A 15,516-nucleotide genomic window follows, 5' to 3' on the forward strand; every position below is an offset into this window, starting at 1 on the left:
TTTCTTATTTTTTCCGTGTCATCATGATTCCGTCCCGTATGGAAATTATAACGTTTTCCACGCGGTTATCTTGTTGAACCTTTGTATTAAATTCTGCTAATTTCTTTGTGTCCTTGTCTTTCTTCTCCTCAATAATCTTGCCGCTCCAAAGAACGTTGTCCGCCAGGATAAATCCTCCGCTCCGCACGTTGTCAATAACCAGGTCGTAATAGTTGCTGTAGTTCTGTTTGTCGGCATCGATGAATACCAGATCAAAGGATTCATCCAGTTTCGCGATCTCATCGCACGCATCTCCGATAATTGGAATAATCTTATTGCTTAGTCCGGCTTTATCTATATATGTTTTTACCAATTCTCCCAGTTCCTCATTGATATCTATCGTGAAGAGTCTCCCGTCTTCCGTCAACCCCTCTGCCAGGCAGATGGCGGCATAGCCGGTATAGGTTCCAATCTCCAGAATCCGTCTCGGCTGCAGCATCCGGGAAATGAATTTAAGAAACTGCCCCTGTACCTTGCCACTCAGCATCTGCGGCATCAGCACATCGGCATGCGTTTTTCTGTTGAGCTCGGCCAATATACCTGATTCGTCAGTAGTATGGACAGCTATATATTTTTCTATTTCGGGAGAAACTAGATTCATAGTTAAGGTATTTTAATGTCGAATCCACTGTAGGGGACTTTCCGTTCTGTCATTCTTCCTTCAGAGAGTAGAGGGTTTATTCCATCTCAATCAGCAGCTGATTCTTTTCGACGGCATCTTTTTTATGGATGTGAATGCTTTTAACCACTCCGCTTCCGCTGGCTTTTATGATGTTTTCCATCTTCATGGCCTCCAGTATCAGTAAATTATCGCCTTTCTGAACAGATTGTCCCTTCTCTACCAGTACATCCAGCACCAGGCCGGGCATGGGTGCCTTCACATTCTCCATTTTATCGGAACCGGAGGCAGACATACCCATTTTATCCAGCAGGGTGTCCAATTCGGTTTGCAGGTTCAGGTCGTATATATTGTTGTTGACCTTGATGGAAAACCGTTTTAGGCTGTAATCGGCATGAATGACTTCCAGATTATAGGACTTGTGGTTTTCCAGAATATGAAACTTGTTGTCGAGTAATTTCACCAGGTCGATTTCCGTCGGGTTTCCATCGATTTTTATTTGCTCATTGTCCAGTTCGATTTCATGTGACTTATCCTGCTGGTAAAAGATCTTGTATTTCATCGGGCTTGTTAATTATTGATTTGGGTCATTTCAAGTTGATTGTAATATTTCTTATGTTTGAACAACAAATGATTGATAGCTGTTATCCTTTTCATATTACAACACGATATTAAGTAATTAGCCTTTAATCATTACTTTTACTTTTTCAAATGATGTTAATAAGTGTCCATGCATAAAACTTGTTTATTTTTATCTATATTTCTCATTTTCACGTCGTTAAGTGCTAATTGTCCTAAAAAAAGAAACAAAATCAGGATTTCTAAGCAATTAGATGAGGTGGTTATTACGCCTCAAAATCTTATTACCTCCTATAGGGGTTCCTACCAAAAACTATTTGATCTGGTGAGTACGAAACTTACGGTCAGGCCTGATTTCACTGAAAAGAAATTATACGGTCAGGCTGAATTGAAATTAAAGCCTCACTTTTATAATCAGAATCAGCTGATATTGGATGCCAAATGGATGGCAATTAACTCGGTTGAGCTAAAAACTCCTGAAGGCATACGCAAACTCAGCTACACATATGATACATTCAAACTAAAGATTGACTTGGATAAGTCATATTCCGCAAACGACCAGCTGGATGTTGTGATTGACTATGTAGCGATGCCATATGCGCAGGATAGTGTACAGGTGGATGACGGCAGAGGTCTATATTTTATAGATGTAGAGGACAAAAATCCATATAAACCCATGCATCTCTGGACGCAAGGGGAGGAGGAATCTTCATCCTGCTGGTTTCCGACATTAGATGCCACTAACCAAAAGTCGACTCAGGAAATTCTGGTCATTTTGGATAAAAATCTCACCTCACTTTCCAACGGATTACTGATTGATACGAAAGATAACGGGGACGGCACCAAAACAGACCACTGGAAGCAGGATAAACCACACTCTCCTTATTTGTTTTTTCTGAGCATCGGGGATTATTATAAGCATACGGATAAATGGCGGGATAAGGAGGTTTCCTACTATACATTTCCCAAGTATAAGGAATCTTTAGCCGCCTTGTTCAAGCATCAGCCTGAAATGATGGAGTTTTTTTCTCAGAAGCTGGGGGTTGACTTTCCATGGGATAAGATGGCAAATGTTATCGCCTTTGATTATACGGCGGGTGCCATGGAAAATTCATCAGTAGTTATCTATTATGACAGATTGTTATGTTCGAGGCAGGATCTGATAGACCTGGACTTTGATTATATAATTGCACATGAACTGTTTCACCAGTGGTTCGGAGATCTGGTTACTGCTGAATCCTGGGCCAACCTCACCCTTAATGAGTCCCTGGCAGATTACTCGGAATATTTGTGGATGGAGTATAAATATGGCAGGCAAGAGGCGGATGGATATGGATATGGTTCATTTAGGAAATACCTGCATACCGTTAAGTATGCCAATGAACCAATAGTCAATTATTACTATGACAGGAAACACGACCTTTTTGACGCCATCCGTTATGAAAAGGGCGGACGGGTATTGCATCTGTTGCGCAATTATTTAGGGGATGATGCCTTTTTTATCTCCTTAAATAGGTACCTCAGAAATCATAAATTTAATAATACAGAACTCTCAGATCTCCGAAAAGCTTTTGAAGAAATATCAGGGGGGGATTTAAACTGGTTTTTTAATCAGTGGTGGCTGGATAAAGGACACCCCATATTAGACATCACACACCGGTACGATGAAAAAAATAAGACAATAGAATTAACTGTCCGGCAAACGCAGGCCAGTACCGAAGGACCCACGTTTCGTATTCCAACCAAGGTGGATATTTACAATAATGGGAAGAAAGAAACTAAGATCATAGATATCACAGACAGGGTGATGACTTTCTATTTTGCGTCGGCTACCGCTCCTCAGTTGCTGAACTTTGATGCAGATAAGGTACTGCCCTGTGAAAAAATAGAAGATTTGAGTGAAGCCGAAAATATTTATAAGTTCTATAATGCTCCATTATATCTGGACAAGCGGGAGGCTATGGAGGCATTGGTACACAAGCAAAAAGACAATGCTGCCGTACAGGGCGTTTTTCTGAAGGCGTTGCAGGATGATAACTGGTACCTCCGGTTGGATGCCGCCAATCTGGTGGATCCGGATAAGTTTTCGGACAAATCCCAGCTGGTACTCACCTTACAAAAAATAATCAATACAGATCCGAGATCACAGGTGAGAGAAAAGGCGGTTGCCAAGATGGTAAAAATACAGAAAGATAAAAGTATAGCGTTGCTTGAGCATATACTCATCAGCGATTCATCTGTCTCTGTGCTTTCTGCGGCGTTAGGCAGCCTTCATCTGTATAATAAGCCGAAAGCGTATACTTATGCGTCGAAGATGGCTGTCACAGAAAATCCGGATTTAATGATGTCCATTGCAAAGATATTTAAAGACACCATTGAAGATAATTTTGAGTTCTTTAGAAAAGCGATCTGGTTGAACAATATTAAGACATTCTATTCCAACTTTAAGTCTTTTGGTGAATATTTACAGCGCACCAATACTGCCATACTGGAAAAAGGTATTTCATTTTTAAATGATATAGCCCGTTATGAAGAATCAAATTATATAATTACCGGTGCCAAGCAGACAGTAAGGAACCTGAAATATTATTTTGAAGAAAAGGCTAAGAAAGACCAGCAGGCAGATATCAGGCTGCAGATTATTAATAAATTGGGGAAAGAAATGCTGTAATACATTCAAATACGATGTTCCACGGCAAACTGAATCTTATCCAGGTAGGATGATTGTGCCAGCTGCAGTAAAATATATTCCGCTTCCGCCTTGGTTACCCCTCTGGCAAATGTTACCAGCTTGTTGGTTGTATCAAATTTAATTACCGTTCGCTGTTCATCTATCCAGTTCCCATTCCTGTTTGCTTTATATATTTCCACATCTGTGCGGATATTCCGGATGTCTTTCACGTCATAAAAATTCCTGCGGTAGAAGAACACCAGCGGTTTGTCGGTAATGAAGAATTCCTTATTAATCAATATCCGCTCCCTGCCGAAAAACAGCCATATAAAAAAGCTGGCACCGGCCATTCCCATTGCAAACCAACCTAAGATAGCAAGGATTAACCCGAACTCAATCCAAAAGTGGGTGGTGTGCTTCAGGGTAATGCCTACCATAATAAACAAAGCAAAAACCCACACCCCGGTAGCAAAAATCATCGCGACCAATGCCTTCGTGTTTTTTTTTAGGGGAATGCGGATTTCCAGCAGGCTTTTCTTGTTGGAAATCCTGACACGATTCTTAGGTATTGAATTTTCAGCCATTTGAACTACTGCGAAGATAAAAAGATTTTTAACGTAAAATTGTTTAGTATATTTGTTTGTTGATAGTCGGTAATCCATAGGCTATAGACCAATCACTAATAACTATTCATATGAAATTACAATTTCCGGAGGGATTTATATGGGGAACTTCCACCGCCGCCTATCAGATTGAGACAGCATCCGAACATAACTGGAAGGGACTGAAGTGCAAAGACGGCACTACGTTTGACAAATGCTCTCAGCACGATTTGCATCGTGACGAAGACCTGGAATACATTTGCCAAATCGGCAATGGATATCGCATGAGTCACGATTGGTCAAAACTGCAGACAGCCCCGTTTGCCGAATTTGACCAGAAGGAAGTGGAACCCTATCTGCGCTTTATGGAAGAATTGAAATGCCGCGGCAAACATATCATGCTGGTGCTGCATCATTTCACCAATCCGCTGTGGTTTGAAAAAGAAGGCAGCTGGGAAAAAGAGGGCAACCGCAGGTTGTGGCTGGATTTTGTACAGAAAACCGTCGATACATTCGGGCATCTGGTCGACACCTGGAATACCTTCAATGAGCCGAACGTCTATGTTTCCAATGGCTGGCTGACCGGTGAATTTCCGCCCTTTAAAAAAGGAAGGCTGTTGCAGGCGAGAAAAGTACTGAAAGAGATGAACAGGGCGCACGAAGAAGCATACGATATCATCAAGCAGCAATCAAAGGCGCCGGTCGGCATCTCGTTTAATACCGTGCAGTTCAAAGGGGAGATTTTCCCGGGACATATTCTTGCCAAGGTATTCGACTGGTGGTTCATGGAATATTGCCACAACCATTTTTTGAAACAGGATTTTCAGGGATTGAGCTACTACGCGAAAATGTCGTTCCGCCCGTTGCCATTGGATAATATGAATCATACGGAACAATTGAAAAAACTGGGCAGACGAACGGACCTGATGTGGGAATATGACCCGAAGGGATTCTATACCATTTTTCACCGCTACTGGAAGAAAACCCAGAAGCCGATTATCATTACGGAAAGCGGCATCTGCACGCACGACCCGAAAGTGCGCATTGAAAGCATCAAAGAATACCTGGGCTGGGTGCACAAGGCGCAGCAGGACGGCATTCCGATTCTGGGTTATTTCCACTGGAGCACGATGGACAACCACGAATGGAACATCGGGCAATATTATCGTTTCGGATTGGTAAGCGTGGATTTCGAAACCGGCAAACGCACCATGACCGAAGCCGGTACCTTTTTGGGTGAGGTGGCGAAGAAGAACAGTGTGGAGGTGTGATATATTCTATTTTTTTGAGAAATCCCGTTTTCTTATCGACAGACAGATAAGATAGAAAATGACAGGTGATACAATCCAGACCACTTGAATAAAGAGTGTATAACTTTGCTTTCCTACCGTTATCCAAACAGGATTCCATCGGTGTGGAATATATTGCCATATAATTCCGTTTCCGGATAATTCCACGATACATGAAGTAACAATACCCCAGATGCTGATTACAGCCAGTTCCCGCCAATCAAAATGCGTGTACAATAGTGCATACGGCTTCTTAAGTATTATACCAGTTAGATAATATCCCCCCATAAACAATCCCGCATCCCAGAATGAATGACATAAATAGTACGTTGGCCACGGAAGGGGCCATTCCATTCGTACATAGAAAAAAGAAGGACCCATATACCAAATAAAAAATTCAAATGTAGTACCAATTAAAAATCCTGTTATAAAGAAGACAACTTCCTGTCCGGTTACTTTTCTGAGGGCATATAAAAACATAAAGAGGAGGGGTATTGCAGTACCAACCGCCAAATCAGCAATTATTCTCCAGTCCATATTTAGTAAAACAGGGTGTTATTTTTTCAAAATCCTTTTCCTAATTCTGCTCAAGGATACCGGTGTCACGCCGATATAGGAAGCAATATATTGCAGGGGGACTCTGTTCAGTAAATCAGGCGTTTCGCGAATCAACCGCATATAGCGCTCCTCCGGCGTATCCAGCAGATAGGATGTGATGCGCTGCTGTAAAAAAGCGAGATAATATTCGAGAATAAGCCGCCCGACCCTTTCAAATTTCGGACTTCTGTCGTACAGGGCTTCGAGGTCTTTATAATCGATAATGAATAATTCACTGTCTTCGATGGCCTGTATCGTCTGGGTGCAGGGTTGCTTCAGGATATTGGATTCAAAGCTGCCTATCAATCCGTTTTCAAATGCCAGCAGACAGGTGATTTCATTATCGTTCTTTTCATAAAAGAAACGGAACCCTCCTTTTAAGATGAAGGCGATCTTGGTGTTCAGGTTGTTGGCATTAATAAAATTCTCGCCTTTCCTGTATGTCTTTAACGAACCGTATTGGATAAGTGTTGCCCACTCTTTCGGCGTCAGGAAGGTAATGTCATAGTGTTTCATGACGCGCTGGGCCCTCGGAACGATTTCCATTAAATCCATGTGTGAATATACTAAAAATACTCAGAGTAACATACCTTCAGCGGGATATTAGAAACGGCTTCGAGGAACAGGAGGCGGTTGGAGATGTTGTTTAAATAAGTCCTGCAGAAAGATGTAACCGGCGTAAAGTTCAAATTCATTGTGTAGGACAATCTGAGGATGCAGATACAGCAGCACGCGTTTCCATTTCTTATCATCGTAGGTGTCGCCGAAATCGATATATTCTTCAAACTGGTATTTATGGATGGTCACACCCGAAAGTATGAGTTCCATTTTTCCCGGCTCGAATTCCACGATATAGTACAAGCCTTCAATATCAAAATCCTGTATCTGCAGATGATGCACACCTTTCACACAATCAGACTTCGGGTACATGCTGCCCATATAGAAATAAGGATAGAACAGTTCCTTATACGGTATTTTAAACGCATTCAGCCAGGATTCTGCCTCCTGCATCTTCTGCGTGAAGAAGTCATTGACTTTGGTTTTCTTATGCCTTTTCTCAAACGAGATCCATCGTTTGGTATACCAGTCGTAAAATTCAAAGGAGTCTGCCAGACGAAGTTTGTAATTGAACTGTGAAGGCTCGTATGCCACATATCCGGGATAGTAATATTTCAGCTGGATGGATTTGGCATATTCCATTTCTAGCAGCATCGTATAGATGCCTATACTGTATCTTTCATAATGCTGGTCGAAGACACCAATAATACTCGCCATGCTGGTAATACCTACATCAAAAAAACTATACCCGACCAGTTTGCCGTTGTCATAAATATTGATTTCGTAGGTGCTGAATATGTGTTTGTTGAAATTGTCAAATAAAAATGCAGAGATGCTGGAAGAGGCATTTCCTTTAAACCGTTTGCGATGTTCCTTAAACAATATCTCTTTCTCTGCCGTAATGTTATAAGGCTGTATGTTGTAGGTAAATCGGCTGTTGTTTTTTCGAAGAATTTTACGCAGGCTCTTGGAAAATTCATGTTCGTTCAGCAGCACACGGATATGCAGCGTATTGAGAACTTCATCATTGAAATACAAGACTCTTGTGCGCATTAGATAGTTGCCTGTACGGAAATAACCGGTTGCCAGTAACTTGTCCAGTTGCCTGGCAGGCAGTGTCCGTTCCGGGAAATGATATTCTAACGGCAGCAGCATTCCCTAAAGGTAGAGCTGAAAAATCAGATAAGAAAGGGAAATCAGATAATTTTTTTCAGGTCTTCGAGCTGTGTTTTGCTGCCGATGGCAATAATCCTGTCTGATAATTGTATGCTGTAATCCGGCGCGGGATTGATAATATACTCTCCGGATTTCTGTTTAATGCCGAGTATCGTGGCACCGCATACATGCCAGGAGTTAATAGCCTGTAGGTTTTGAGATCTTAAAGGAGTCAGTTCGCTGATGGCACAGCCGTTATTCTGATAGGTGCTCATCACATCGATAAATTCCTTTACATCTGGCAATAATACCAGGTTGGCCATGTGCACACCTCCTAATTTGTCCGGCATGATGACATTTGTAGCGCCTGCTGTTTTTAATTTCTTTACGGAAGTATCTTTCATGGCACGACATATGACAATAATGTCAGGGTTTAGCTCTTTCGCAACCAATACTACAAACATATTATCAGCATCGTTGGGTGTCGTGATTAAGATATGTTTGGCGTGCATGATACCTGCTTTTATTAAAACCTCGTCTTTGGTGGCGTCATCGAATATATGATAGTCAAATTCTTCAATCGTAGACTTCTCATTCTTATCTATGGCAACAAAAGGTATGTGGGTTTTTTTCAGCTCTTTGATGGCTTCCAATCCGTTCTGCCCGCAGCCGCATACGATGACGTGGTCTTTTAAGAGGTCAATTTTCTTTTGCATAGATAGATGTTTATATAATTTATGGAATTCTCCGTCAAACAAAAACCGGGATACTTTGGTAATGACATATGTAAGTATAGCAAGGTTTGTCAGTATCAGCAGCATGGTAAATACTTTTCCTACGTCACTGAGTGGAATTGTTTCAGCGTAACCAACGGATGCCAGGGTAATAACTGTCATGTAGAGGGCATTCAGTAATGAATATTGCTCCAGCAACATATAACCCGCCGTTCCGGTGAACATTAATACAAAGAACAGAAACATATATCTTAATAATTCAAGCCATATTACTTTGTATAGAGTCATGATGCAGGTTTCTTGGTAATTCTGTGGATGCTTATCAGTGCAAGATAACAAACAATGAAAAATATAACAGGAATCCACCAGAATTTTGATAAGAAATTTATGGAAAGACGAATGGGATGGCTGTTCCCATATAATGTGTAATTTGCCCAATAGAAAGGCTGTGACCCAATGGCGTCTGCATTTCGGATATAATTTATTTTTGCCGATTGCAGCGCTTCCGATTTGGATGTGCCGGAAAAGAGCGATTGGTAAAAGGTGCTGAGTATCTGACCCGTCGATTTATCAGATGCATTCCACTGGGTGGACAGGACATTGTCGGCGCCAGCATAGTGAAAGGCCCAGGCAAAGTTTTGCATTCCTTCCCCGCCTTGTTGCTTTCCAAAATTCCCTTTGCAGGCGGCTATCGTCATTAACTGCGCATGGATGTTCAGCTTCCAGATTTCGCTGATGGACAAGAGGTAATTGACCGCCGGCTGAAAAACCAGAGCAGAGGATAAGGGGGATATGCTATCAACCAGAATATGAGCGGTGATATGGACGATGCCTGTATTCGACGTCTTTTCAATAAATGACGCTTTGGTGGCTGCTTTGCCGGTTCTTCCGTCAAAACGGGAATGGGAGCGCAAGGAACTGAACTCTTCCTGTGTATTTAACGGCGCAAATGCGGTACTAGAATAATCAGGCGCAAAAAACAGGATAGTAGGGTTGTCATCCGTTTTTGGGTAATTAAAATAAGTGCCTGCAGAAAAGGCATACTGTACGGAATGGTGATATATCAGGTAATCCGGTTTCTTCGGATGGCTGACTAACGCTTCAAATGCCAGGGATTGAAGCAATTCATCCGGAGCAATAATTATATCTTTCTCCAAAAGCATGGGGAGTAATGCCTTGTATAAGGTATAACCGGTGACAGCATCATATTTTTTCTGAGTAATCGATGTGTTTAGATTTGTGATCAATGAATCTATGTGTTTTTTAGAACCACAGTCTTTGTAGATAATTTTGCTTCTAGAGACGGAGATACAATAATAATTTTCCCCATCATTCATATATAAGAGCATCGTTTGGCCGGATTGTAAATGCTGTTGGAGCTGCTGGATGGATAATTGTTTCTCGCCGTATTTCAGTGCATATATCTTCGGATATTCTTGTTCTATCTTTTTAGAAAAATCTTCATATGCGTTCTGATAGAACAATATCGAATCATTCAGCGAGGGAGATTCCGAATCCCTGTCTTCCTGTAGCAGCATGAAGTAGTTTAGTTTGCCTATAATTCTTTCCGATTGCTGCTGTTCGCCTGCGGGCAGTATCTCATTGGATGTATAATCGGCAATCCTGCTTCGCAGGAGGTTGGCTTTATTGTTTTCGGCAAACAGGATTAAATGTTGAATAAGATAGGCATCTGTCGGTTTATAAAAGTGGGTGAGCAGGAAGATGCCCAGCTCATTGAGTTTGGTAATTTTTTGGGAATAATATAAACGGCTGCCTGCGGAATAATAAGTTTGTTTAATCTTATTAGCTTCCTGTAGGGTCGTTTTAATCAGGTCTATATCTGCCTTGATTGTTTTTATGCCCGGCTGCTTTGTCTTATATATCGCTTGCCTGCATTTCAGTGTTTGTAATATACATTCCCAATGGTCATAAGGATGAATGATTTTCCCTGACAACAAGGTTTGGTTCAAGGCTGCCGTTGCGTATTCCAGCGCCTTGGATGGATGATTGTCCAGTAAAGAGACATTGGATAAACCGGTTAAGGCATCAATGGAATACATATTGTTATCACCATAGATTTCATTATACAGACCATTGGCCTCTGAAAAATAGTAGGATGCCCTGGCTGTATTCTTTTGTGCCAGGTAATTATTTCCTGACTGATAATAAGCATCTGCCAGAAATTCATTTCTCTCTTTCTGATGAACGGCAATAATGTCTTTAAGTTTTAAATCAGCTTCCTGAAACAGCTTTCTTTCTGTCAGCATTTTTGATAATTCAAGGATACACTGGCTATAGAGATTGTGGTTTTGGCTGTAAAACTTTTCTGTTAATTGCATCGCCATCCGGAGTTGCGCTTCCGCGTTGACATAATCCTGCAGATAGTAATAGGCGGTTCCGCAATTCAGATAACTGTAAATGATGTCCGGCTGATTGTTGCCATACAGTTTTTGGAGTATAGCTCTGTCTTTTTTAAAGTAATAAACGGCTTTCTCAATATTATCCGTATTCAGATAAGCACCGCCAAGTGCGGCATATGCTTCCGCCGTTCTGGGATGGTTTTCGCCGAATTTCAAACGGTAAATCCTTAGAGCTTCCCTGAAGTTTTGTTGAGAGGTATAGTAGTCGCCGTTCTGCCCGGCCAGCAATCCAAGGTTATATATTACCTGCGCCGTCTTTGTATGTTGTTTCCCTAATCTTCGTTCATAAATTTCATGGGACTTATTATAATAAACAGTGGCACTGTCAAATTCCGACTCAAGGTAATACCAGCTGCCGATATGGTTGCAGGCTTTTGCCCGTAATAGGGAATCTTCAGCAGTATGATAAACCGCATCAAACAGGGATTTGCTGACAGTAAATGAATCCAGCCGAAAAAAGGCATCTCCCAACAATAGTTTACATTCGTCAGATAGGTTCTTGTCATGGATAAGGGTGCTTGTAGTTCTAAGCAAATGAATGGCATCAGCATATTTCCCCTTTTCTATCCGATATTTAGCCTCGGTCAGCAGTAGTTTCGTATAGGCAGCGGAATGGCATTGCTGCGCATATGGCTTACTGACAGACAGTGTTTTATCCAGTGCGCCGTACTGTTTGAGCTGTAATAAGCATTCTGATATCCCGGATAAAATTTCTGCTATCCGGGACTGCTGATATCTTGGATCCGACTTTTTCAGGGCAGATGTAAAGCACACGAGCGATCTGTAATAATCCTCTTTTAGAAAACAGATATGCGCCTGTTCGGATTCAATTGTGCTGACGGACAATTTATCTGCATGTGCCAGGCCAATGACCAGTAATAAAGGAAAGATTGCTGCTTTCAACATATACTCCTATCTGTATAAATTTAATAACACCACTTAAATAATTAATCATATAATCTTGTTTATTTTTGAGGGATGAAGAAAAAAATTGCAGTATTGCCGGGAGACGGCATTGGCCCTGAAATCATTGAACAGGCGGTTAAAGCATTGAAGGCCGTTGAACGAAAATATAACCATGCGTTTGAATATACCTACGGATGGATAGGTGCGGCAGCCATAGATAAAACCGGCAATCCGTATCCGGATGAAACACATGAATTGTGCATGAATGCCGATGCCATCCTCTTTGGCGCCATCGGTGACCCGAAATATGACAATGACCCGACTGCGAAAGTAAGGCCGGAGCAGGGTTTGCTGAAGATGCGCAGCAATCTGGGTTTGTATGCCAATATCCGTCCTGTGAAAAGTTATGATGCTTTGTTGGATGCGTCACCACTGAAGAATGACCGGATTAAAGGCGTGGATTTTGTAGTCGTTCGGGAACTGATATCAGGTATTTATTTTGGCAAGCCGCGTGGCAGGAGCGAGGATCAGTCGATAGCATACGATACCTGTGTGTATAGCAAGGAAGAGATTTTGCGCATCACTGAGAAGGCATTTCAGTTTGCCCGCAACAGAAAGAAAAAAGTTACTTTGTTGGATAAGGCAAATGTGCTGGCCACCTCCCGCCTGTGGCGAGAAACGGTGACGGAATATGCCAAAAATCATCCGGATATTGAATTGGAGTGCAACTATATCGACAGCGCGGCCATGGAAGTGATTACCAAGCCCATCAAGTTTGATGTCATCCTGACGGAAAATCTGTTCGGTGATATCATCAGCGACGAGGCCTCTGTGATTGCCGGCAGCCTGGGTGTATTGCCTTCTGCATCCATAGGAGATAAGGTGTCCCTGTATGAGCCAATACATGGTTCGTATCCGCAGGCAGCCGGAAAGAATATTGCCAATCCGATGGCAACGATTTTATCCGCAGCCATGTTGCTGGAATATAGTTTTGGTTTGGTGGAAGAAAGCAAAGCCATCGTTCAGGCAGTCGATAAGGCTATGCAGGAAAATATCGTGACGGAAGATATCAATCAGGGAAAATACAGTACTTCGGAAGTCGGCGATAAAATTGCTGAATTTATATTGCAATGATGAAAGTCACCATACTCGGATCGGCATACCCGCTGCGCGGCGGACTGGCAGCTTACAATGAGCGGCTGGCCCGGGAATTTTCAGCACAAGGGGATGAAGTGACTATCGTTACGTTTTCCTTGCAATATCCTGAGTTTCTGTTTCCGGGCACCACACAATATTCATCATTACCCAAACCGGCTGATTTAAGCATTGAAGTGGCTGTCAATTCCATCAATCCGTTTAACTGGATAAAGGTCGGGCTGAAAGTAAAAAAGCAAAAACCGGATATCCTCGTGGTGAAATTCTGGCTTCCGTTTATGGCGCCGTGCCTGGGCACCATCTGCCGCATTGTAAAAAGGAACAGGCATACTAAAATTGTTTCCATACTGGATAATATCATTCCGCATGAAAAGCGCATCGGCGATAAACTGTTCACGGCCTATTTTGTAAACAGTGTGGATGCGTTTATTGCCATGAGTGACAGTGTCTATCATGATCTAAGTGTATTTGATACGAAAAAACCACGCCTGTTAAGCCCGCATCCGTTGTTCGATAATTATGGTGCACCCATCACTAAAGAACAGGCATTGCAGCGATTAAAACTGGATGCTTCCAAAAGATACCTGTTGTTTTTTGGCCTGATCAGGGATTATAAAGGCCTGGACATTTTGCTGAAGGCAATGGCGAAAGAGGAATTGCGCAACAGCGATATCCAACTAATTGTTGCCGGTGAATATTATTCCAATAAGGAAGAATATGAACAACTGATAAGAGCGTTGAACCTGAAAGATAAGGTCGAATTACACACCCGATTCATTCCGGATGATGAAGTCGTGCATTATTTTTGTGCGGCAGATATGGTGGTGCAGCCGTATAAACATGCCACACAGAGCGGAGTGACACAGATATGTTACCATTTCAACAAACCGATGCTGGTGACGAATGTGGGCGGCTTGCCGGAAATCGTACCTGACAATAAAGTCGGGTTTGTAGTGGAGCCAAATGAACAGTCTGTTGCCGATGCGATATTGAAATTCTACAGCGGGCATAAAGAGACGGAGTTTATCCAAAATATCCTGGAAGAAAAAAAGAAATACAGCTGGAAAGTGATGGCGGAGAAAGTGAAGAGTTTCCTCTGATGCATTAATAAATTGTCCAAAATCATAAATCATAAATCGTAAATCGTAAATTTGCCTTATGATTATTCGTTCCAAAGCACCCTTGCGTATTGGCCTGGCCGGCGGCGGCACCGACGTCTCTCCTTATTCCGACATTTACGGAGGGGCCATCCTGAATGCGACCATCAGCCTTTATGCTTATGCATCCATCAAGCCCGGAGACGACGGTAAGATTGTTATCGATGCGATTGACAGAAATGAAATCATCGAATTTCAGAGTGAAGCACAGCTGCCGATTGATGGTACATTAGATCTGGTGAAAGGCGTTTACAACCGTATAGTCCGGGACTTCATAAAGAAACCTTTATCGTTTGAAATCAATACCTATGTCGATGCGCCTCCGGGCTCCGGACTCGGTTCATCTTCGACTTTAGTGGTGGCAATCTTAGGCGCATTCGTCGAGTGGCTGAAGTTGCCCCTGGGTGAATACGATATCGCACATCTGGCATATTCTATCGAGCGCGAAGACCTGAAGATGGCGGGCGGAAAACAGGATCAGTATGCAGCTACCTTTGGCGGGGTGAATTATATGGAATTTTATGCCAACGATAAGGTGATTGTCAACCCGCTGCGCATCAAATCCAAATACCTGCATGAATTGGAACATAATCTGGTGTTGTTCTACACGCAGACATCCCGCTTGTCTTCCGAAATCATTCAGCAGCAGGCCGACAATGTAAACGCCAATAAGACGGCTTCCATCGAAGCCATGCATCAGCTGAAAGAACAAAGCATATTGATGAAAGAAGCGATTCTGAGAGGCGAAGTGGACCATATCGGAAAGATATTACACGACGGCTGGATGCATAAAAAGCTGATGGCAGAAGGTATATCCAATCCTTCCATCGATGCCATTTATGAAGCGGCAATGCAGGCGGGGGCCACCGGAGGTAAAATATCCGGTGCTGGCGGCGGCGGATTCATGATTTTTTATGCGCCCTATATCCATAAGTATAAGCTGATAGAACAACTCAATACACTGGGCGGTAAAGTAATGCCCTATACGTTGACGACAGAAGGCCTTACCACCTGGACGGTTTAAGTTTCCTGATG

At 42.4% G+C, this 15,516-nt stretch carries 13 protein-coding genes; 5 read left to right on the forward strand and 8 right to left on the reverse strand.

Going from position 1 to position 15,516, the window contains the following annotated elements; genetic code table 11:
- Positions 1-4: 4 nt before the first annotated feature.
- Both IPM95_12070 and IPM95_12075 read right to left on the reverse strand, forming a co-directional pair.
- Positions 5-640, reverse strand: a complete 636-nt coding sequence (locus IPM95_12070) for a class I SAM-dependent methyltransferase (GenBank protein MBK9330010.1) — start codon at positions 638-640, stop codon at positions 5-7.
- A gap of 76 nt (positions 641-716) precedes the next feature.
- Positions 717-1,220 carry a biotin/lipoyl-binding protein gene (locus IPM95_12075; protein MBK9330011.1) on the reverse strand — a complete coding sequence of 168 codons (504 nt, stop codon included), beginning with the start codon at positions 1,218-1,220 and terminating at the stop codon, positions 717-719.
- Positions 1,221-1,562: 342 nt separating this feature from the next.
- Here IPM95_12075 and IPM95_12080 point away from each other — a divergent pair, with 342 nt between their 5' ends.
- Positions 1,563-3,908 carry a M1 family peptidase gene (locus tag IPM95_12080; protein MBK9330012.1) on the forward strand — a complete coding sequence of 782 codons (2,346 nt, stop codon included), beginning with the start codon at positions 1,563-1,565 and terminating at the stop codon, positions 3,906-3,908.
- A 5-nt stretch (positions 3,909-3,913) separates the two neighbouring features.
- On the opposite strand, the gene IPM95_12085 is transcribed toward IPM95_12080, so the two are convergent.
- Positions 3,914-4,492 (reverse strand): hypothetical protein, encoded by a 579-nt coding sequence (locus tag IPM95_12085; protein MBK9330013.1) that lies wholly within the window; start codon positions 4,490-4,492, stop codon positions 3,914-3,916.
- Positions 4,493-4,602: 110 nt separating this feature from the next.
- On the opposite strand from IPM95_12085, the gene IPM95_12090 reads away from it, so the two are divergent.
- The gene (locus IPM95_12090; protein ID MBK9330014.1) at positions 4,603-5,781 is read left to right on the forward strand and encodes a family 1 glycosylhydrolase; all 1,179 of its coding nucleotides are present in this window, start codon (positions 4,603-4,605) and stop codon (positions 5,779-5,781) included.
- A gap of 6 nt (positions 5,782-5,787) precedes the next feature.
- Here IPM95_12090 and IPM95_12095 read toward each other — a convergent pair whose 3' ends face one another.
- The 5 genes from IPM95_12095 to IPM95_12115 are packed head-to-tail and all read right to left on the reverse strand — an operon-like array spanning position 5,788 to position 12,169.
- Positions 5,788-6,336: a hypothetical protein gene (locus tag IPM95_12095; GenBank protein MBK9330015.1), complete on the reverse strand. Its 549-nt coding sequence runs from the start codon at positions 6,334-6,336 to the stop codon at positions 5,788-5,790.
- 18 nt (positions 6,337-6,354) lie between these two features.
- Positions 6,355-6,942, reverse strand: coding sequence for a Crp/Fnr family transcriptional regulator (locus tag IPM95_12100; GenBank protein ID MBK9330016.1), 588 nt, complete (start codon positions 6,940-6,942; stop codon positions 6,355-6,357).
- A 57-nt stretch (positions 6,943-6,999) separates the two neighbouring features.
- Positions 7,000-8,109, reverse strand: coding sequence for a hypothetical protein (locus IPM95_12105; GenBank protein ID MBK9330017.1), 1,110 nt, complete (start codon positions 8,107-8,109; stop codon positions 7,000-7,002).
- Positions 8,110-8,150: 41 nt separating this feature from the next.
- Positions 8,151-9,089 (reverse strand): NAD-binding protein, encoded by a 939-nt coding sequence (locus IPM95_12110; GenBank protein ID MBK9330018.1) that lies wholly within the window; start codon positions 9,087-9,089, stop codon positions 8,151-8,153.
- A 38-nt stretch (positions 9,090-9,127) separates the two neighbouring features.
- Positions 9,128-12,169, reverse strand: coding sequence for a CHAT domain-containing protein (locus IPM95_12115; protein MBK9330019.1), 3,042 nt, complete (start codon positions 12,167-12,169; stop codon positions 9,128-9,130).
- Positions 12,170-12,241: 72 nt separating this feature from the next.
- Here IPM95_12115 and leuB point away from each other — a divergent pair, with 72 nt between their 5' ends.
- Genes leuB through IPM95_12130 form a run of 3 tightly spaced genes read left to right on the forward strand, consistent with a single transcriptional unit; the run spans position 12,242 to position 15,505 of the window.
- Complete coding sequence (gene leuB / locus IPM95_12120) at positions 12,242-13,303, forward strand: 3-isopropylmalate dehydrogenase (GenBank protein ID MBK9330020.1); 1,062 nt, start codon at positions 12,242-12,244, stop codon at positions 13,301-13,303.
- Entirely contained in the window at positions 13,303-14,424 is a 1,122-nt protein-coding gene (locus tag IPM95_12125; protein MBK9330021.1) for a glycosyltransferase, read from the forward strand. The genes leuB and IPM95_12125 overlap by 1 nt, the downstream gene beginning before the upstream one ends.
- A 58-nt stretch (positions 14,425-14,482) precedes the next feature.
- Positions 14,483-15,505, forward strand: a complete 1,023-nt coding sequence (locus IPM95_12130; GenBank protein ID MBK9330022.1) for a dehydrogenase — start codon at positions 14,483-14,485, stop codon at positions 15,503-15,505.
- The last annotated feature ends 11 nt before the right edge of the window (positions 15,506-15,516 follow it).

The sequence above is a fragment of the Sphingobacteriales bacterium genome (assembly GCA_016719635.1).
Taxonomy (GTDB): Bacteria; Bacteroidota; Bacteroidia; order Chitinophagales; family JADIYW01; genus JADJSS01.